Annotated in this window: 13 protein-coding genes; 3 read left to right on the top strand and 10 right to left on the bottom strand. The window is 61.4% G+C overall.

All coding sequences use genetic code 11. The features are described from left to right. Positions 1 to 19: 19 nt before the first annotated feature. The 4 genes from NG895_RS25680 to NG895_RS25665 form a co-directional block, all read right to left on the bottom strand. A complete protein-coding gene (locus NG895_RS25680; RefSeq protein ID WP_252855419.1) occupies positions 20 to 892 on the bottom strand; it encodes a hypothetical protein in 873 nt (290 codons plus the stop codon). Positions 893 to 1,642: 750 nt separating this feature from the next. Continuing rightward, positions 1,643 to 2,929, bottom strand: a complete 1,287-nt coding sequence (gene aroA / locus NG895_RS25675; protein WP_252855418.1) for a 3-phosphoshikimate 1-carboxyvinyltransferase — start codon at positions 2,927 to 2,929, stop codon at positions 1,643 to 1,645. A 23-nt stretch (positions 2,930 to 2,952) separates the two neighbouring features. After that, complete coding sequence (locus tag NG895_RS25670; RefSeq protein WP_252855417.1) at positions 2,953 to 4,194, bottom strand: outer membrane protein assembly factor BamB family protein; 1,242 nt, start codon at positions 4,192 to 4,194, stop codon at positions 2,953 to 2,955. Between the two features lie 51 nt (positions 4,195 to 4,245). Then, the gene (locus tag NG895_RS25665; protein ID WP_252855416.1) at positions 4,246 to 5,367 is read right to left on the bottom strand and encodes a hypothetical protein; all 1,122 of its coding nucleotides are present in this window, start codon (positions 5,365 to 5,367) and stop codon (positions 4,246 to 4,248) included. Positions 5,368 to 5,521: 154 nt separating this feature from the next. On the opposite strand from NG895_RS25665, the gene NG895_RS25660 reads away from it, so the two are divergent. Then, positions 5,522 to 7,756 carry an FdhF/YdeP family oxidoreductase gene (locus NG895_RS25660; protein ID WP_252855415.1) on the top strand — a complete coding sequence of 745 codons (2,235 nt, stop codon included), beginning with the start codon at positions 5,522 to 5,524 and terminating at the stop codon, positions 7,754 to 7,756. A gap of 25 nt (positions 7,757 to 7,781) precedes the next feature. Here the strand turns inward: NG895_RS25660 and NG895_RS25655 are convergent, their stop codons facing one another. From NG895_RS25655 to NG895_RS25645, 3 genes are all read right to left on the bottom strand, one after another. Beyond that, entirely contained in the window at positions 7,782 to 9,827 is a 2,046-nt protein-coding gene (locus NG895_RS25655; RefSeq protein WP_252855414.1) for a preprotein translocase subunit SecA, read from the bottom strand. A gap of 181 nt (positions 9,828 to 10,008) precedes the next feature. Next, positions 10,009 to 10,995, bottom strand: a complete 987-nt coding sequence (locus NG895_RS25650; protein WP_252855413.1) for a hypothetical protein — start codon at positions 10,993 to 10,995, stop codon at positions 10,009 to 10,011. A gap of 196 nt (positions 10,996 to 11,191) precedes the next feature. Continuing rightward, positions 11,192 to 11,707, bottom strand: coding sequence for a hypothetical protein (locus NG895_RS25645; RefSeq protein WP_252855412.1), 516 nt, complete (start codon positions 11,705 to 11,707; stop codon positions 11,192 to 11,194). Positions 11,708 to 11,868: 161 nt separating this feature from the next. On the opposite strand from NG895_RS25645, the gene queG reads away from it, so the two are divergent. Both queG and NG895_RS25635 read left to right on the top strand, forming a co-directional pair. After that, positions 11,869 to 13,011, top strand: coding sequence for a tRNA epoxyqueuosine(34) reductase QueG (gene queG, locus NG895_RS25640; protein WP_252855411.1), 1,143 nt, complete (start codon positions 11,869 to 11,871; stop codon positions 13,009 to 13,011). Positions 13,012 to 13,043: 32 nt separating this feature from the next. Continuing rightward, the gene (locus NG895_RS25635; protein ID WP_252855410.1) at positions 13,044 to 14,114 is read left to right on the top strand and encodes a tRNA dihydrouridine synthase; all 1,071 of its coding nucleotides are present in this window, start codon (positions 13,044 to 13,046) and stop codon (positions 14,112 to 14,114) included. A gap of 25 nt (positions 14,115 to 14,139) precedes the next feature. Here the strand turns inward: NG895_RS25635 and NG895_RS25630 are convergent, their stop codons facing one another. The 3 genes from NG895_RS25630 to NG895_RS25620 all read right to left on the bottom strand — a co-directional run bounded on the left by NG895_RS25630 (position 14,140) and on the right by NG895_RS25620 (position 20,814). After that, complete coding sequence (locus tag NG895_RS25630) at positions 14,140 to 17,988, bottom strand: hypothetical protein (RefSeq protein WP_252855409.1); 3,849 nt, start codon at positions 17,986 to 17,988, stop codon at positions 14,140 to 14,142. A gap of 207 nt (positions 17,989 to 18,195) precedes the next feature. Next, positions 18,196 to 19,572 (bottom strand): GntP family permease, encoded by a 1,377-nt coding sequence (locus tag NG895_RS25625; RefSeq protein ID WP_252855408.1) that lies wholly within the window; start codon positions 19,570 to 19,572, stop codon positions 18,196 to 18,198. 51 nt (positions 19,573 to 19,623) lie between these two features. Then, on the bottom strand, positions 19,624 to 20,814 hold the full coding sequence (locus tag NG895_RS25620; protein WP_252855407.1) for a sulfatase-like hydrolase/transferase: 1,191 nt from the start codon (positions 20,812 to 20,814) through the stop codon (positions 19,624 to 19,626). Positions 20,815 to 20,853: the final 39 nt, after the last annotated feature.

Raw genomic sequence — 20,853 nt, 5'->3', positions numbered from 1 at the left:
AGTACGACTAGCGGAAGTCTCAGTGGGAGGTGGCAGCCGCTTCGGCACGTTCTTTAGGGCTTAACGTAGCGTATTCGTCGAGTTGCAACAATTCGGGGGCAATTTCCGCCGTAGCGGATTCCGATTCGCGATCGAAGCGAAGCAGTACGTCCATAAGGTTGATTTCCTGCCGCACGACGTACCCTTCTTCGTCCACCCACACAACGGACCGGCGACGATCTTCGGACGAAACCCCGGTGGTGTCGGTCGAACGGAACTCGATTTTGCGTGTATTGCAGAGTTCGCCATTCATCAGCAGAGCTTCCTCGCCGACTACCTCGGCTTCGATCACTTCGATCGCGCCCTGAGGACCGCCAAACGGATTGTAGACCTCTTTCTGCCACTTGCGGCCAGTGTAAACCTGCAGCAATTTGGCGTCTGGCGTTAGTTTGCCCCCCAACTGGGCGTGCTCGGGCCAGGGGTAATCGAGGCGGTGAACCACTTCACCATACTGCAATCGCAGTCGAATCTTGCCTTCGTCCACGGTGCCCTTCATCAAAATGGCGGAGGGCAGGTCGTTAACCGTCACGTTAGTCTCGAACACCGAGAGATTTCCCAGCGAATCGAGCGTCGTGCGGGATCGCATGTCCAGTTCTAGCGGACCGATGTTATCGATAACCGTCGACATCCAGCGGGGAGCCATGCGGGCGAGCGGCACATTGTCGAGCTTTACGCGGCTGTGCAGTTCGGTGCTGCCTTCGGCGCCCGGCACGGCCTGGCTCACTGCCCAGCCGATATGTTCATCGCCCACGAGTACACGCCAGCAGACTGGCTGGTTGCAGTTCATCCCCGTACGGGGTGGCTCGCCGCGGAAGAATGGAGGGAGAATCTTGGAGCTGACCAACCAGCTCATGGTGGCACCCCATAACAACACCACCACGCAGGTATAAACCTTATTTCCCAAAGCACGGCCTCCAGAATTTTCACACCTAGCTCAAGCACTTGGTGTTCGCAGTCTAATCGATTTTCTCTTTGCTTACGAGCAACTAGCATCAAAAACCCGCCCCTTCATTCCAAGGGAGGCCTCCGCAAGATTTCGTGCTTCCGAAGTTTAGCTTGCCGTCGGCAATGCAGGAGCGAGGTACTCGCAATCGCCTCCCAGACCCCCAAAAGGAGGGGGGTCGGGACAAAGTTTGCCGCGCTAACAATCGGTCCCAAAATCGACGTAACACTCAGAAGCAAAACAACTTGCGAATTGCTACGTTCAGGGAAGGCATTGCTTAAACAAAGTTGCCGCGTTTGCATTTCGAGTCCTTGCAGGGTACCGTAGGGATCTCTTTTAGTTGACGTACGGCGACGCATCTCTCAAACATGCAGGAGGTTTTCATGCCCAATTCCACCTACTTTGTGCAGGAATGCCCAACGTGTGGTCGGAAACTACAGGTTCGGGTGGAGTACCTCGGAAGACGGGTGGTATGTCAGCATTGTAGTGCGCGATTCGAGGCCTGTGATCACACGAGCGACGATCTGCACGAGGATGCAGGGTCCGCAATTTTGAAGCGGGCCGATGAACTGATTCGCCAGAGCGGTATCAGTCTGGCGCGTGCGGCTTCTACCAGCCAGATCGGTTCTGATAACTAAGAAACGCTGATTCTCAGCTTACTCAGGCGGTGCCTGCTGCCCGGCATAGATCCTGGAAGTAGTTCGGATAGGTCTTTGCCGTGCAGTGGGGATCGAGTATCTCCACACCGGGCACCCGCAGCCCTACCAATGCGAGGCTCATCGCCATGCGGTGATCGTCGTAGGTCTCTATCACGGCTGATCTTAGCTGTTGCGGCGTGATCCTCAGTCCGTCTTCCAGCTCTTCGACGTTGGCCCCCAGCTTGCGCAATTCAGTTGCCAGGGCGCTAATGCGATCGGTTTCCTTATGGCGATTGTGAGCCACGCCCGTGATTTCAGTTGGTCCCTCTGCGAAGAGGGCCACTGCCGCGATGGTCTGCACCATGTCGCTCACCGCGTTCATGTCGGCAGTGATGCCGCGCAGTTTTCCGCCGGTGACGCAGATACTGTCCGCTTGGCGATCGACTTTGCACCCCATCTGTTCCAACAAATCCACCACGGCAACGTCGCCCTGCAGGCTGCTGGTGGAGAGTCCGCTGACCGTGGCCGACCCACCGACAATGGCTGCGGCGGCCCAGAAGTAACTGGCTGCCGAGGCGTCTGGCTCGATGGCATACTGACGGGCCTCGTACGCCGTGCCGCCTGGGGCGCGAAACAGGCCGAGATCTTCTGCCGCGTGGATGGAAACTCCGAACGCTTTCATCACTTCGAGCGTCATCTTCACGTAGGGCTGTGAAACAAGCTGCCCGTCGATGATGATCTCCACCGCGCCCGCTGCCGCCGGCATCGACATCAGCAGTCCGCTGAGATACTGACTGGAAATGTTGCCACGCACGGTGGCTTTACCGCCTGGCAGGCCAGTGCCTCGTACAACAACCGGCGGGCAGCCACCAGGCGATTCGCAGGTCGCGTCGACCCCCAACTGCACCAGGGCGTCAACCAAGTCGCCAATTGGCCGCTCCCGCATCCTCGGCACACCATCCAGCCGATAGGTGCCACGGCCCAGCGATACCAGCGCAGTAAGAAAGCGAATGGTGGTGCCGCTGTTGCCAATGAACAGTTCGGCCGCTTCAGCAGGGACGTTACCGCCCGCTCCTTCTAACGTGAGCGTGGTCCCCTGGTTCGACTCCTGCACTGCAATGCCGAGTCGGTTCAGCGAATCGATCATCACCCGCGTGTCGTCACTCACTAGCGCGCCGGTCAATTCCGACGTGCCCCGCGCCAGCGCGGCGCAGACGAGAGCTCGGTTGGTAATACTCTTGGACCCGGGCGGAGTAACGGTGGCTTGTAGCGGTGCAGAGGACGGCGTAATGGTGATGGAGTCGGTCATTAATGATGCTTGATTCTCGGCAGCTATTCAGCGGCAATTTTCCAGACGTAATCGTGGCTCCGCAAGTATAGAGCGCCATCGGCCATAGCTGGTGAACCAAAGGTCGCCTGATCCTTGCCCAACGAGCATTTGTTGAGCACCTTGCCTTCGGCCAGGTCGACGATGATCACTTCGCCGGCGTCGCTTAGAGCGTACAACCGATCACCCGCAGCAACTGGCGTCGCCCAGAACCGCCCCCCCAGTCGTCGCTTCCTCCAAACGGCTTCCTGATCCTCGGGCGAAACGCAATTCAGCACTCCGGCACTGCTCAACACCAGCAGCCCCGCGGAACTGACGATGGGGCTGGCGTTTCCGCATTTCAGGCTCGAGTCCTTCCACAACTGGCGCTCCCCCGTATGATCGGCTGAAGTGGCGATGGCCGATAGCCCCCCGCCCGTGGGCACGTAAACGACACCGTCTCCGCCTGCGGCCGAAGGTATGGAGCTACACCCCATTCCATACTTCCACAGCAACCGCCCATTATCGGCGGCGTGGGCCACCAACCCTTCGCGCGACTGAAACAACACTGCCGGCACCGGCTTGCCTTCGACCATTACGTCCATGGCCACCGGCGAGGCCCAATTGGCCGACGCGGGCCGTTCGATGGACCACCGTTCTTCGCCCGTTTTGCAGTCGAACGCCGCGGCGAAGGAGTTTGCCTGACAATCGCACTGCACAACGACCACGTCGCCAGCCACGACAGGCGAGGAAGCCATGCCGACATCGTTGCCCAGGCCGGGATGATCGAGCACCAGGCCACGGAACCACTGCATGTTGCCATCCAAATCGAAGCAGGCAAGATCGTTGGACGAATAGAACGCAAACACCCGCTCGCCATCGGTGGCCGGCGTGGGGGCCGCGTTCGCAGAACTGGGATGGCACAGCGTGCGGCCGGTGGCCCAGAACTGTCGGTGCCAAAGCTGCTCGCCCGACTCGTCGTCGATCGCTACGACATGCAGGCGATCGCGATTTACGCCGCTCGAGGACGTGATCAGCACCCGTCCTCCCGTTACCACGGGCCCGCTGACTCCACGCCCGGGAAGCTTCGTTTGCCAGGCCACGTTCTCGCCCGACTCGATGTCGAATGTGTCGGGCAGCTTTGCGTCGGTTGCTGCGTAGCTGCTGCCATCCGGTCCGCGGAACGCCCGCCAATCGCTAGCGAGCGTCGGGGAGATCGCGGCAACCAACAGCAAGCCTATTGCCACCAGTGCATATTTGTTTTTCATATGGATTCTGCTATTGCCAAGTTGATTGGTTGATCGGATGAAATCCAGAGCTCACTCGTTGTTTGTCACGTTCTCGAACTGGAGGCCACCTCCCAGTGGCTCACAAATGCGTAGCTGGAAATTCCAGTCTTGTGCCCAGGCTTCCTTCTGCTCATTTTGGCACACCTTCAGTAGCAACGTGTTCCTTCCCTTCTTCAGCGTGACATCGGCAACGTACTGATCGACTTCGCCACCGGCATGGTACACCTCATTGTCCGCCACTTGGTTGCCATTCACCCACAGCTTTGTGGCGTTGGGCGAGGAATAGCGGACCTGGGCGGTCTGCGATTCGTCCACGTCGATTTCGGCATAAGCATAAGTCACGGCGCCTTTTTCAGGACCGATGGCTTCGTTCACATCCACCTGGCCCAATTCCTTGTCGGTGGTTACCAAGTCGGTCTTCCAGGTGGCTTCGCCTTCTTTGCCATCGTAAGTAGCCGCAAAATCCACCTGCTCCTCCGGCGGGTAGGCGACATCGAAGCCGGCTTGGCCGCGATTGTCGAACACGCCAATCATCCGCCATGCGGTCACGAAGCCCATATGTTTGGCCAGGTCGACCTCCACGCCGGCTTCTTTCAACGCTCTTTTGCAGGTCTGAATCTGCTCCAGATTGCGTGCCGCCTCGAACAGCTTGCGGTACTGGGCCACCGCTTCGTCGCCTTCGGCCGATTCGGCAGCTGCGATGCCGGCCGCAATCGCGTCGTAGCGCATTTCGAGGCTGGGGTCGTCGACCATGCTGGCCAGCATCTCGTGCGCCTTGTCGGCATCGATCTGCTCCAGCAACTCATAAGAGGTGCGGCGGGCCCGGGGAGCGGCTGAGGTGTCGGCTAGCAGATCAATGAGTTCAGCTCGCGGTAGCTCGCCGCCGGAGTCGAGGGTTTGCTCCGCCACCTGATCGATGGCGGTGCGAATCCAGTTTTCCACCGCGGGATTGCTGTCGTTCATACCCCGCAGCATGGTGGGAATATCGTCGGGCGATGCGGCTACGAGCGCCTTCCAGGCCTCGCGAACCTGGTTGCTTGTTGCCTGGGTGGGCGAAGCGGTCCGCACCACGGAAATGGCCTCGTCGAGCGACGCGGCTTGCACGCCTGCTTGGAGAGCCATCGTCAGACCAACCACCAAAATTAATCGCATACAATTGCCCCTTTGGCGCACAATTACACGGCCAAACTCGGTTAACATGGGATCCCCAAACGTAGTATGTTAGGAGTGGCGAGTGAAACCGCCCAATTTAACGCATACATTGGGCGAAATACAAACCATAACTCTCTGGCGGACTTGGGAGCATATGAAAAAGGTCAAAACGGGTGGTGGCTGGCCGGCAATCGTCTACTCTTTGCGCAAAGCTCGTGAAGCGGGCGGCCTGTGGAAGTTCTGGAAGGCAATGCGGTCCCGCAACGCCTGCAAGACCTGTGCGTTGGGCATGGGCGGGCAGCGGGGTGGCATGGTAAACGAAATCGGTAGCTTCCCGGAAGTCTGCAAGAAATCGATGCAAGCCATGGTGGCCGACATGCAGGGGGCCATCCAACCGGAATTCTTCGAGCGGTATTCGGTCAGTCACCTCAAAGGGTTCACGCCTCGTGAACTGGAATCATGCGGCCGCCTGGTCGATCCATTGCTGTACAGCGCAGAGACCGGTCGATACCACACTATTACCTGGGATCAGGCGTATAACCACATCGCCGACAAGTTGGCCTCGCTGGCGGCGGATGAGACGTTCTGGTACTTCAGTGGCCGCAGCAGCAACGAAGCGGGCTTTTTGCTGCAGTTGTTCGCGCGGGTCTACGGCACCAACAACGTGAACAACTGCAGCTACTACTGCCACCAGGCGAGCGGAGTAGGGCTGTCGAGCGTCACCGGCAGTGGTACGGCGACCATCGTGCTGGAGGACCTCGACAAGGCAGACCTGGTGTTCGTCATTGGAGGCAACCCGGCATCAAATCATCCGCGGCTTATCGAAAAGCTGATGCATTTGCGTCGTCGCGGTGGCAAAGTGATCGTTGTCAATCCGATCGTCGAGACCGGCATGGTGAATTTCAGTGTGCCGAGCAACCTGATGAGCCTGCTGTTCGGCACGGAGATTGCCAGCCAGTACGTTCAGCCCCACATCGGCGGCGACCTGGCCATGTTGTATGGCATCGCCAAACGAGTGCTGGAGCTGGACGCGCACGACCAAGCATTCCTGGACGAACACTGCGAGCAATGGCCCGAGTTGCGACAGCAACTCGAGTCGCTCAGCTGGGACGAAATCGTCGCCAAGAGCGGTGTGGCCGAGAGTGACATCTTCCAGATGGCCAACACGTACGCGGAGGCTAAGAATGTGGTATTCAGTTGGACGATGGGCATCACGCATCACGCCCATGGAGTGGAGAATGTACAGGCCATCGCCAACCTGGCCCTGATGCGGGCGATGGTCGGACGGCCCGGCGCCGGCTTGCTTCCCATCCGCGGCCATTCGAACGTGCAGGGCATTGGCTCGATGGGAGTGACCCCCAAGCTGAAAGACGCCATCTTCGAGCGACTCCAGCAGCACTTCGGCGTCGAGCTGCCCACCACTCGAGGGCGCGACACGATGGACTGCATGGAGGGCGCGGCTTCCGGCGAACTGAAGCTTGGTCTCTGCCTGGGCGGTAACTTGTATGGCTCGAATCCCGACGCGGCGTTCGCCGAGCAGGCGCTCAACAACCTCGACCTGGTGGTGTACCTCAGCACCACACTCAACACGGGACACGCCTTTGGCACCGCCCGCGAAACAATCGTCTTGCCTGTTTTGGCCCGCGACGAAGAGCCGCAGCCCACCACGCAGGAGTCGATGTTCAACTACGTCCGCCTGAGCGACGGTGGCCCCCGGCGACTCGAAGGCCCAGTGAGCGAAGTGGAAGTGATTGCAACGATCGCACGCAAGACGCTCGAGCGACGCAACGCTCAGGCGACTTCGGCCATCGACTGGCAAAGCATGCAGGACACCGGCCGCATCCGCCAGGCCATCGCCAAGATTATTCCGGGCTTCGAGGCGATTGAGAACATTCAGCAGACCAAAGAGGAGTTTCAAATCGGCGGTCGCACATTCCACCAACCAAAGTTCGCGACAACGTCGGGCCGGGCGAATCTGCACGTGCACTCACTGCCCGAACTGCAAGGCGAGGCGTCCGAGCAGCTGCGTGTGATGACCATTCGCAGCGAGGGGCAATTCAACACGGTGGTCTACGAAGACTACGACCTCTACCGCGGCATCGAACGCCGCGACGTGATCCTGCTACACCCCGACGACCTGGCGGCACGCGGCTTGACGGACGGCCAGCTGGTGAAAGTCGCCGGGCCGGCAGGAACGATGAACGGGGTTCGAGCCACGGCTTTTACTGAAATTCGCGCCGGCAACGGGGCGATGTACTATCCGGAAGCCAATGCCCTGGTGAGCCGGCAACTCGATCCCAAGAGCAAGACCCCCGCGTTCAAATGTGTGCTGGTGACCGTGACGGCCGACGTCCCTTTGGCCGATCCGCGGGTGGCGGTGCATATCTGAGCACGGCGCCGTCTGACTGCTTCGGTTAACCAGCGGTATCGAGATACGGGTCCTGGCTCATCTGCCGCTGCATCTTTTGGCGTTCTTTTTCGAAGTACAGCATTACCTTGCGATCGCGGAAGTGCTTGCGCTCGACTTTGTGCTGTGCGCGGTAGAAAGTGGATTCGTAACCGTTGAGCTTGCCAGACGACTTCTCGCCGGTGGCGACCAGTGCCTTGTACTTCTTGGGGCCCAACCCCATCAACAGGATTTCGTCGTCCAGCGATAGGAACTGGCGATAGGTACCAGGGTCGCCCTGGCGGCCGCAACGGCCAATCAACTGGCGGTCGATGCGTTGCGACTCGTGCAGTTCGGTGCATACGACATGCAGCCCGCCGCGCTCTTCGACGCCAGGTCCTAGTTTGATGTCGGTACCGCGGCCTGCCATGTTGGTGGCCACGGTGATTTTGCCAATTTCACCGGCATGGGCGACGATCTCGGCCTCCATGGCGACGTGGCGGGCATTGAGCACGGTATGCTCCAGTCCGCGAGCTTCCAGCAGGCGAGAAACGATTTCGCTCTTGTCGATCGACCGGGTACCTACCAGCACGGGTCGCCCCTTTTCGTGCTCGGCCGCCACGTCTTCGACAATGGCAACCCACTTCTGCTCGGCTGTGCCGTACACCTCGGTATCGAGTTGTTTGCGGATAGGCGGGCGGTTCGTCGGGATGGGCACCACGTGCACCTTGTAGATCTTCCGCAGCTCGCGCGCGCTAGTACTGGCCGTACCCGTCATGCCCGTCAGGCGTTCGTAGCGGAGGAACAGATCTTGAATGGTAATGCGTGCCGCCTGGTTCGTCTCGAAGGTCACTTCGACCCCTTCCTGGGCTTCCACGGCCTGGTGGATACCGGCCCGCCACTTACGACCTTCGGCCATACGGCCGGTGAACTCGTCGACGATCACGATTTCGCCATCGCGAACCACGTAGTGGCGGTCGAGAATCATCTCACGTTTTACTTTGATCGCCCGCTCGATGTACTCGTAGATGGTCGACAGCGGCAATTTGTCGGTGGCTGCAGGTTTGGGCAACTCGCGGACCAACCGGCGGCCATCCAGTTCCAGGTCGACCCGCCGTTCTTTGTGGTCATATTCGTAGTGCACGTCTTCTTCGAATCGGGGCGCCATTTCGGCCGCCCAACTGTACGCCTCCGAGGCGATTTTCTCATCTTCGCCAGGCAAAGCACTGATGATCAGCGGTGTCCGGGCCTCGTCGATGAGAATGCTATCCGCCTCGTCGACCAGCATGTATTGCAGGTCGCGTTGCACGGGTTTTTCGCTCGACACGGACTCACCGCCCAACATTTCGCCGAACAGGTCACGATTTCCTTCGTCGATGCGTCGCTTCAGCAACCGGTCGCGCAGGAAGTCGAAGCCCATCTCGTTGGCCGTGCCGTAGGTCACGTCGCAGGCGTAGGCTTTTCGGCGATCGTTCTGTGGCTGCTGGCCTTGAATCACCCCTACGGACATGCCAAGCGCTTCGTACAGCGGCCGCATCCAGTCGGCGTCGCGTTTGGCCAGGTAGTCGTTCACAGTGGCCAGGTGAGCTCCCTTGCCCTCGAGCGCCGCCAGATACATCGGCAGCGTCGCGGTCAGGGTTTTGCCTTCGCCCGTCTGCATCTCAGCGATCGAGCGATGGTGCACCGCCGCTCCGCCCAACAGTTGCACGTCGAAATGGCGCATGCCCAGCTTCCGTCGCCCGGCTTCGCGAACCAAGGCGAAGGCCTCGACCAGCAGTCGGTCCAGCGACTCGCCACTGCGTGCCCGATACCGTAGCGAGAGACTTTCCTTCCGCAGGTCGAAGTCACTCAGGCCGGTGAGTTCGGGCTCGCGAGCGGCAATGGCCGGCACGTACCCCGCCCATCGGGCCAGCAGTCGCCCCGTGGGGCTGCCAGCCACCACTTGGAAGTTGCGAGTGATACCTTGAGGGATGGTCGCCACGGCCAATGCAGAGAGTGGGTCAAACTGTAGTTGCGAGAACGGTATAGTGTACACCACAGTCGGCCGGCGGCTCAGGGCAACATCGGTGGCCATCGACTGGGTGGAATAACAGTAGCATTCGCTGCAACTGGACCTCGATGCACTGCCGAGGCAGGATGCAGAAGTCGAGCATGGGGGATGTTTGAACCGATTCCCTTGGCTCCCACACAGTCGGTGGCGCTGTGTGAGGGTGCTTGCCTTTTCGGTCACTCAGTGCAATCCACGCGAGCAGCTGCTAGCCCGGTGTGACACGAATGGTGGGGATGCCCGGCTGGGAGAATCCACCCTCCGACTGCCCTCGGCTGGTGCCTCGAGGGACAAACGCATCGCTGGCTGGAGCGGTGGGAGTCGCAGGCTCGAACGACGAGGGGACGTAGCCAGGTGGTGGAATGACGATGGGATCGCCCTGGACGCCGCCAGCCATGCCAACCTGGTAGCTGGTCGTGTTGATGGTGCCAGGCACCACTTCCTCGCGAATCATCTCTTCGGCACCAGGTATACGTGCTCGCGGTGCGGTCAGCGGCTGAGCCACCGATGGCTGAGGTGCGGACTCGTTGATCAAGGCAGGCGCTTGTGCGGGAACTGCCGGATCGCGGAACAAGCCCGAGGCATTGCCGCCGGTGGACACCGGGTTCAGCGTCACCTGGGGAGAGGAGCTGGGAGCGGGGGGCCAGTTGTTAATCACCGGCGCCGTGGAAGGGGGCTGATTATCGCGAAACACCGTGGGCGTGGGCGTCACCAGGCCAGGGTTGGCTGCCACAGCCATCGACGGGGCATTGGCGGCAACGGGCTGCGAAGCCGCCACGGCGGGCGCAGCGGGCTGCACCGGCGGCGGGGTGAACCGCATGGAGCCTTCGTCGCTGGGAATCTGTACCGCCGACTCGTTGCTGGCCAGAGCCCCAGAAGCGAGCGGAGCCCCCTCGACAAGCGACCCATCGCCCCGAATGGGCGTGATGTCGTCCGACGGGGGCAGGGCCCCCAGTGGCTGCAGCGGCTGCGTGGCGCCAGGCATGGCCGGGGCCATTTGTCCTGGATAGTAGGGGGTCGCAGTGCCCTGCGCAGGAATTCTGGACGCCGGAGCCGGTACGCGATCGGCCGACAAGAAGGGGTTGGAAATAGAGGTTTGCTGCGAACTACGACAGCCTGCGGTGGCCATCGTGCCCATCAGTGCAATCACCATCACGCGCCATGCGGTGACGCTGAACACTTTGCTGCTAGCCATCGGCAGCATCCTTTCTGCCATATGCTTCGATCAGATTTCGCGAGTGAAGAGTATGAACTTCAGGCTCAATTCCTTTTGAGCCGGACCTCGCGGAGCGCCGAGCGGATGTTCCATCTCCGCAGAACTTCTCACGAGGTGAGCGGAGCATCGCGAAAACGTCGCATGCTGTCCAGAGCGATTTGCTGGCTATTGAGTGCTAGCGACCAGCTTCGGCCAGCGATGAATCGACCACGTATGGATTCACCACGACCAGCGGCTTCGGAGCAGCAGGTGCCGAGACCGTCTCGTCGGACTCTTTGGTCTGCTGGGCCGGCGGGTTGCTGGTCGGCACGTACGGGTTTTCGATGGTTACGGGCTCTGCAGCACAGCAAATTTCGGGAGTGCGGAAATTAGGCGGATAGGCGAATGGCGAGTGGCCGTAGGTTCGCGGTACGGGCCGGCTGTAATACACGGGGGGATGGGCTGCAAAGTAAGGCACACGGTAGTCGCTGTAGAAGTCGAGCCCGTTGTACAGGGCGCCGACGCCGCCCCAGCCGTAGCCAATGCCGTAGCCGCCCACGTAGGCAGGGCCACCGAATCCGCGTCCTCCGAAGCCGTGGCCACGATGGCCCGAGCCACCGCCAGCAGAAGCGTAGCCATCGGCGAAGGAAGTGGTACCAAGCCCAATCGCAAGGGCAAACGTAAGAGCAGTGAGTGTAAGGCGGGCGTGCATGGTGGGAAATCTCTCTGTTAAGCGCGGGATAAGCATTGAGTCGTTTGCGAGACCTAATTCCACGCTAATCAGGCCGCCGACCGATGGCAACCAAATTCGCCCATAGGTCCAAATTCCACCCGGTTTTGGGCACTAGGCTGCCAGCGGGTAGAATTGCGGAGATGGATAGTGCCGATTGTACCGATTGGATCAAGCAGCGAGCCGCAGAGATTGGCTTCTCCTCGGTGGGTATTGCGCCCGCTGTGACGGCCACCGGCACCACGCACCTCGACCAGTGGCTCGAAGCGGGCTACGGCGGCACCATGCAGTGGTTGGCCAATCGCCGCGACGCCTACGACCATCCGCAGAGCGTGCTCGATGGCGTCCGCAGCCTGGTGATGCTCACGATCGATTACCGCACGTCGGCACCGGCCACGATACCCGCAGGCAGTGGCCGAGTCTCGCGCTACGCGTGGGGTGTTGAGGACTACCACGACGTGATTCACGGCTGGCTCAAACAGCTGGCGCGCGACGTGACCCGGCAGTTCCCCGAAACCCGCGTCCGCGGCGTGATCGATACCGCTCCGCTGCTCGAGCGAGAATTTGCCCAACTGGCTGGCCTCGGCTGGATTGGCAAGCACACGCTGTTGCTCAATCGCTCGCAGGGCAGTTGGTTCTTCCTCGCGGCCTTGCTGACGGACCTGCAACTCAATTATGACGAGACGCCAATCAAGGACTACTGCGGCACCTGCACGGCCTGCCTGGACGTGTGCCCCACCGATGCGTTTCCCCAGCCGCATGTGCTCGACGCGTCGCGGTGCATCAGCTACCTGACCATCGAGCACCGCGATGCGATCCCGTTGGAACTCCGCGATGGCATGGGCGAGTGGCTGTTTGGCTGCGACCTGTGCCAGGAAGTCTGTCCGTGGAACAATCGCTCGCCCCAAGCCAGCGAGCCGCGGTTCGCCCCCCGCGACGACACGAACCCGGTAGAGCTGGCGGAACTGTTCGAATTGGACGATGAAGCATTTCGGGCGAGGTTTCGCCGCACTCCGCTATGGCGCCCGAAGCGGCGTGGCATCCTCCGCAACGCGGCCATCGTGCTGGGCAATCATCCGTCGGAATCCGCGCTGCCCGCTTTGGTGCGAGGCCTGAACGATGCCGAACCCTTGGTCCGTGGCGCGGCAGCGTGGGCCTTGGGTAAGTACGACACCGCCGGCCGGGAAGCTCTGCGCGATCGTTTGGCGGTAGAGTCGGACCCGGAAGTGCAGGGCGAGATCCAACGGGCCCTCGGTTCGCCGGACTTGGGCCCCGCTGTCGGTTGACCTTTATGGCAATCGCGGGAGAAAATAGCAGCATGTCCGAAACACTTCCCCAACTCCGCATTGGTCCCATCGAGCTGGACTTCCCTGTTGTGCAGGCTGCACTGAGCGGGTATAGCGACTCGCCGATGCGGGTGATCGCCCGCCGCATGGGTGCCCCGTACACCATTTGCGAGGTGATGCTCGACCAATTCTTGGTAAACTTCAAACAGCGGAAGCGGACGAGCCACTTTCTGCATATCGCCGACGAGGAACATCCCGTGGGGGGCCAACTGATGGGCGCCGAGCCCGAACAGTTCGGCCCCGCGGCCCTGAAACTGGTGGAAGCCGGTTTCAACGTCATCGATATCAACTTCGGCTGCCCCGTGAAGAAGGTGCTGGGACGCTGTCGGGGCGGTTTCCATCTGAGCCAGCCTGAGGTGGCGCTCGAGATCGTCGAGCGAGTTCGCCAGGCGGTGCCGGACGACATACCGGTCACCGTGAAAATGCGACGGGGCATCGACGACACGCCCGAGAGCCGCGAGCAGTTCTTTGCTATCTTCGATGGTGCGTACGCTCGAGGCGCGGCGGCCATCACTGTGCATGGCCGCACTGTGATGCAGCGTTACAACGGTCCCTCGCGGTGGGATTTCCTCCGTGAGCTGAAGTCACACGCCGGCAAACGGGTGCTGCTGGGCAGCGGCGATCTATTTACCGCGCAAGCGTGCCTGGACATGATCCGCTGCACGGGGGTCGATGGGGTGACCGTGGCCCGTGGAGCGATTGGTAATCCGTGGGTGTTCGACCAGGCGCGGGCCTTGGCACGCGGCGAAGCATTGCCAGACCCGCCCAGCCTTTTCGAGCAGCGCGACGTGATTGCCGAGCACTTTCGCCTGGCCGAAGAGACCTACGGCCCCGATCGTTGTGTGCCGACCATGCGAAAGTTCTCTATCAAGTATTCACAACTGCATCCACGGCAAGAAGAGGTGCGCAAGGACTTCTGTACGGTCAAGCAACCCGGGGCGTGGCGCGAAGTTCTTCAGCGCTGGTACGCCACCGACGACGCGGGGGTGCATCCTGCGATCGACGAACCGGCGCCAGTCATGGAACCTGCCGGCGTGAGTTAGATGAGTCGCGACTGACTTCAGTAAACTAGAAGCGGAACCAGTTCTTGACACGGTCGCTGATGCGAGGCGTCGATTCCGATTCCGTGGGAGTCGCTTCGGCTGGTGCAAGTGATTCGGCCGCGGGGGTCTCGATTTCTGGCAGGTGTTCGAGGATGAACCGCGACCAATAGGAGTCGAGTACGTCCAGGCATTCAGCGTACTCGCGGGCCTCGAGGGCTCGACGAGCGCTTTTGACGTGCTGCACCAGGGCCAGCACTTTCTGGCTCGACTCTTCCTCATAGACGTCCAGCGGATACACCAGCGTGTGTAACTGCAGGTCGTCGATCCACACTTCGCCGGTGCCGGTCATTTCGATGCGAATCCGAATCTCGCCACGTGAATTGAGCGAGAGATTTTCGACACCAAACTGGTACCTATTCCACTCCTTAGCACGGCTGTTTTGCTTGAGCAGCTCCGCCGTGAGCGGGATGAAAGAACGGCGGCCAGCGTCCTCGACAATCAAATTCAGCCTGGAATCGTCCGAGAGCTCAACGACCTTCACTTGAGCCGAGAGCTCGATTTGGCCTGTGCTGGGCGTGCGGAAGGGCAGCGTGACGATGCTGGATGTCTCCCCGGCGCTCTGCAGTACTGCAGCTCTACTGCCGTCGACGCCAGGCGAAGCAGTCCTTACGCCTTCAGCACCTTGCCAACCGGAGGCCAGACCGTCGGCGTCAGTCTCTTCGAACGATGGATTCGCGATCGCTTCGTAGGTTGGCAGCGAAACCGGTTTCAGGTCGCGGCTCTCCAACTGCTTGCACCGCGCGGCGAGTGCCTTCTCGACCGATGGATCCAGTTCGACACGAACGCTGCTGGCCTTCACCTGGTTGGACTGGAACTCGATGGCCTGCGTTTCGTAAGGGGCCAGTTTCAAGCTCCACGCGTGAGTGCCCGGCGAGAACAATGCGGCGGGCGCGTTGTCGGCATCGGCGGTCAAACGGAGGCCAGTCGTGCGCTCGGCAACATTCAGAGTGACGGTGGCCGCCACCGGCCAGGGCGAGTCGTTGGTGGCCATGGCCACCGCGGCATCGGCCGACCGATACACCCGAGCCACCACTGGTTGTTCGACGCTTGCACTCTGGTTCTCGGCGCTGCTGGCCGGCAGCCTGGTGAGCAACCTCAGCATCGTCCGCCGGCGATTGTCGGCCAGGCTGCCCGGTCCGAGGGGCCCGCCAATTATCAGCGATCCGGCTCCATCCTGATGCAGGGCGGCTGCCACCGGCATGCCAATTCCCGCGCCCAGGTGGTCGAATGCGATCGGCGTGTACAACGAGTGTGGTGTCACGAAGTCGGACGCCAGCGGTTGCGATACGGGTGAGGTCAGATGCCATACGGCCACCCCACCCGGTTGGCTGCTCGCCGGCATCGCGACCCGCTCGTTCAGTTCCAGCGAACGAGCCGCATCGGCGAGCGCGAGCCCGGTGGTTTGGTGCCACACACTGGGAAGCTCTACCCCGGGACTGTTTCGCAGTGTGGCCACATCGAGCCCGCGTTCGAGGTACAGGTCGTCAAGGCTCCTCTCTCCGATAAGTTCGGGCCGCACATCCAGCTCGCGCATTTCGAGCAGTTGGCTGGTCTCCACCCACAGCCGCGCGTTGGGGCGGGCCGCACCGACCACCTTTGCCAGTTGATTGATGACCGCGGTCACTTCGGCTGCACGTTGAGCATTCCACACCCGCCTGGCGTTGGCATCAGCCAGCATCTTCTGAGGTTTCTCTCGCCAGACGTCAAGCAGCTTGTCATTCGCACCAGCCGCTTGGGCCACCTGTGCCAGTCGATCACGGCTCAGGCCATACATCGAAGGGGGGCAGGCGACGTAGCTGTCGGCCGAAAAATCGATGGCCAGCCCGGCGAATGCGGCATGGTCCGCACACTGCTGCGCGAGGCGTTGGGCGATGGCCTGGACTTCGGCCGCCACGTCGGGATGCGCCAGGCGATAGTGATAGGGCTGCACTTGCGGCAGCTCCGGCAACACGACGCTGCGGAACCGCCCCGCCAGATCGATCCACACGGGATACTCATCCAGCGAGCGATACTTCTTCGCGCGGATATTGGCTTCGATCGCTGGCAGGCTGGCGTTGAGCCTCAACGACGGTACCAACCGGAGCCCGCGGCGTGAGAAAATGCGGAGCATCAACTCCGTCGGATTGATTGCCGGCAGGTCGGTGCCACCGGTCAGCAGTCGGCTGGTGTCGAGCACCGGTAATGACTGGCCATCTCCCAGATCGAACGCGGCGCTGCCACCGTCCATCACGCCGACGACGGCCCCGTTGTATCCCGATAGTTCGAGCAACGCAGCAGTCCGCTCGGCGAGTTGGTAAAACGTCTGCAGATCGTCGACTGGCATCCGACCATCGGAATTTGGCACCCGGACACCCGTTCGATCAACCAAAGCTTCCCAATCAAACGAAGCGGCCACCATCCGGCCGCGATCCGCGATCGTGGGGGGCTGCCCGGTGCCTCGTTCGGCGACGCGAAGCCGAATGCGGCCATATCGTCCGGTGGCGTCCTCGCGGACGTTTTCGATCACCACCACAGGCGACCGCGTCCGAGGCCAGAACAGGTAGCGGCAGTTCTCCGTGGCGGAATCATCCTTGCTAGCCAGTTGCTGGTCGACCACCACACCACGGCCCGGACCATTGGGAACCAGCTTGCCGGCCGAGTTGTATTCGTAGATTCGAATGGCCAGTTGCTGATCGAACCCCGTGGGCAGTTCCACTTCCACGATGTGCGGCTTGCCTGGCTGCGCGGCGGGCAGGGGATAGGCCTGCCAGGTGGGGCGTTCGTGCCGACTGGCCGACAGCTCCACAAGCGTGTGTCCCGACATGCTGGCGGTGCGTGCCTCTTCGCTCCCCAAGGGGCCACTGCCCAGGTTGGTGAGCCGATCGAGCCGTGTCCATTCCGACAAGCGGCTATACCACTTGGGGTTGGCCGGGTCGATCTCCACGGTGGTACGCCAACCGCCGTCGGCGTAGTGTTCGGAAGTAGACTGGCCGAGTACGACTACCTGAAAAGTCCGTTCGGCCAGCTTTGTGCCGGTGGCCGTTTCCCAGAACCGCACCCGGTTGCCCGGTGGGGTGCTGGCGGTGAGCTTAATGGAGTACACGCCATCGACCATAGGAAGCGGCACCTCCACCGGCACGCCGGCATGTCCCTCGGTGGGCAGGGAAACTCGCTTGGTGTGCTCCCACTCTCGCTGGTTGCCGCGTCCGCGAAAGAGTTCGGCGGACAGGTCGATCGAGCCTCCTGCTTCCAGGTCTGCGAGCGCGGGCTCGACTTGCATTCGCAGCGTCTCGCCTGGCTGGCACACCAGCGAATCACGCTGCAAATCGACGCGTAATGCATCGGCGGTCACTCGGTGCACCACTAGCGTGGTGGCCAGTTCGCTGGGTCCACTGGTGAGGGTGGTGCGTCGTGATTCGCGCATCAACTCGGTGAGTGGAATCTCAACCAAGCTTGGTTGCTGGTCGTCTTCGGCACGCAGTTCGACTTGCAGTGTGCTCGCCAGTGGCGCTTGCACCGTAATGTCGAACCCATCAAAAGTGCGCGGACGAGGCTGCGAGACCAGCACTTGGCCCCCGTCGAGCCAGATGCTTCCGGGGGTGTCGCGTTCGCGCCCCAGCAATTGCACGTCGGCAAGCCGTCCGCCCAGCACTGAGAGTCGACCCGCCCACCGCACCGGGGCAGCGCTGGCCCAAACCACGCGGAGACGCATGGTTGGCGTGGAGCCCTCGGGTGGCGCAGCGGTGAGTGGCGTTTGGACGAACAGCGTCGCCAAAAACACAACTAAGGCCCACCAGCCGTGGGGCGTCGAATTCAATTTCTTATTAGTCAGCACGGGACATCCTTGTCCGCGTCGGCGACAGCATAGCGCTCTAACTTGGCGGGCGGAGTGTACTTGCGCATTGCAGATAGCACCAGAGCGATTCGCCGCTAGCTCAACGCCAATCGCTCGACCAGGCGCCAGTTCAGTCAAACCCCGACCAGCCACATCCGGCGGGCCAACAAAACTCACCCTCCGTCGCCTAGTCTCTCCAGCTTGACGCTATTGTGCCACGGCCGGTGCAACGCCAGGCCATATGGACGCTAGCAACACCGTGGTGGCCATACCGGCGACACCCATCAGCGCCGTGAGGGGAACCCAAGTGGTCATACCTTCTTCTTCGGTCAGGTGCCCCATGCGGCAAAAGAGCCAAAATCCGCTATCGTTCAACCAACTGGTAATCATCGCCCCCGAGCCAATGGCCGTACAGAAGTAGACCGGGTGCAGGGCAATTTCGGTTCCCTGCAGCATGGCTCCCACCATGCTGCTGCCCGTGACCAGTGCGATAGTGGTGGACCCTTGCGCACACTTGATAAGCGAAGTCATGAAGAACGCAATCCACAGCATCACGAATCCGGCCGACGACGTATGGCTTTCGAAAAGTCCCTGAATCGCCGGGCCGACGTCGGCCTGTTTCAGCATACCGCCGAACGCTCCGCCCGCCGCGGTGATCAACACGATGCTCCCGGCACTAACGACGGAATGTTCCACCAATTGGGCGACATCCTGGCGACGAGGCCGCCGGACCACGCAATACACCGCCAGGGCGGCAAACAGCGCCATCAGCAGGGCGACGTTCTTATCCGCTAGCAGTCTCAGCACGGAAGGCAACCAACCAGGCAATTCGTCCAAACGCTCGCCCAAGACCGCTGGCAACGAGATAAACAGGATGGGAATCAGGATAGGCAGCATCGACACTAAGAGCCCTGGTCTGCCAGCAGACTTCTCGGGATCGACGTCCGGCAGATCGTCATCGATTTCGATCTCACGCGTCATCCGGCGGTCGCGCCAGGCAGCAAACGCCAATCCGGTGAGGGTCATCGGCACCGCAACCACTCCGCCAACCAGCATCAGCAGGCCAACGTCGACACCAATGTTGTCGGCCATCAGCAGCGGCCCCGGCGTGGGCGGCACCATGGTGTGCGTCACCGCGCCACCGGCGCCGATGGCCAGCAGGTAACGCAGATAGCACCGGCCTGTGCGGCGATACATCGATCTGGCCAGCGGGAAGAGCAAATAGAACACGGTGTCGAAAAACACCGGCACCGACAGGACAAACCCACTGGCCGCCATTGCTCCGGCACCACGCGACTCGCCAAACAGCTTGAGAGACGCTTCCACGATACGGTCGGCCGCGCCACTGGCGACCAGTAAGCTGCCAATTATCGCCGCCAGCACGATGGCAATGCCAATGCCAGCCGTGGTATTGCCAAGCGCGGCAGCCACACTGGCAACATTATCGGCTGGTTCGCCCGGCGTAAGCAGGCTGACGGTGAGCGCAGCGATAATCAATCCTAGAAATGCATTGAGGCGCAGCCACAAGATGGTGACCAGGACGACAACAACGCCAATGGCGAGAATCCAGAGCGGATGGAGCATGCGAGTCGATAGAAAAGAGGAGGGGAGAGGAGGGGGGCGTGACGACTGGCGTCAGCCATCGGGCGTGGCGTGCAGATCGACCTCCGGCAATTCGAGGGTCTGCCAGGGCTGTCCCTCGGCAACGGCCGCATCTATGGACCTGCTGAGTTCGGCGAACGCTTCCAGCTCGGTTGGGCACAGCGAGGCCACATCGTTGGCCTGCCAGGAATCGTCGGGTTGGACGTACAGTTCGCTGGTTTCGCCATCGGCGGCTGCCACCCAGGTCCAGTCGTCCGTTTCGAGGTAGCGCGACCCGTCTGAGGTGCCCGCCGCCACACGGCGATGGGGAAGCTCCAGCGTCTGGCCATTGGCAAGTTGAATAATTAGCTCAGCAAAGTTGGAAGTTTGCACAAGTTCCGCGCTCCGTCGCAACGGTGCAATCTGCGGACTGCGGACCAGCAGCGGTACTTGAAACAACTCGCGATACGCCGGGCCAGCGAGCCCCAAGGTGCCATGTTCGCCGAGCGCGTAGCCACGTGCGCCAGCCAGCAGGAACGTCACGGGCACTTCGGGCCAGAGTTCCGCCAGCAATCCGTCGAGCGCCCCCAACGAACGATCGAGCGCCATTACCTGGGCTGAGTAGCGACAACCGGCCAGGAAGGCCTCGTCGGCGCCCAACTCGCCCGCGGAGGTTTCCCCTTGGGCGGGCTCGATGGACAAGGGGATTTCCGGGTCGTCTTGGTCGCGCAGGCCTTCAGCGAAATCAACAGGGGCATCCCACGGCCCGGTCAGCCCTCGCAAGTGAATCCACAACAGCCGCGGTTGTTCGTATTCTGCCGACCACTCTCCCAAGATGGTGGCAGCCGCTTCGATGGTGAGTCCCATCGACGTGTCGAACACCTCGGCGGCTGGTTTGGTGTGGTCATGCTCCAACAGGGTGACCTGCTCGAACGCCTCGCAGTGAGGCTGAACGGCCACCTTGGCATCGTCGGTCACCAGGTGGCACAGGTAGCCCTGGGCAACAAGGCCCGCGATAAGCGATTGGGTACTGCTATCGGCCGCGGGTTGCTTGGGCCGCCCCGTCCACAGGGCGTTATAGACATCGTCCAGATCGGTCGATTCGCCCAAAACACGATCAAACAGCAGAGACTCGCTGGCAAGTTGGTCGAGCGCCGGCGTTTCGTAAGCCGTGTTGCCATACGCCCCTAGGGCTCGGGCGCGCAGTCCGTCGACGATCAATACAATTAATACTCGGCTTGTCATGCAAGCGAGTATAAAGTGCCGCCGAGGCAGACGAAAGGT

The sequence above is a fragment of the Aeoliella straminimaris genome, assembly GCF_024054565.1.
Taxonomy (GTDB): domain Bacteria; phylum Planctomycetota; class Planctomycetia; order Pirellulales; family Lacipirellulaceae; genus Aeoliella; species Aeoliella straminimaris.
Note: the sequence above shows the minus strand (reverse complement) of the source record. Positions and strands in the feature narration are given on the sequence as shown.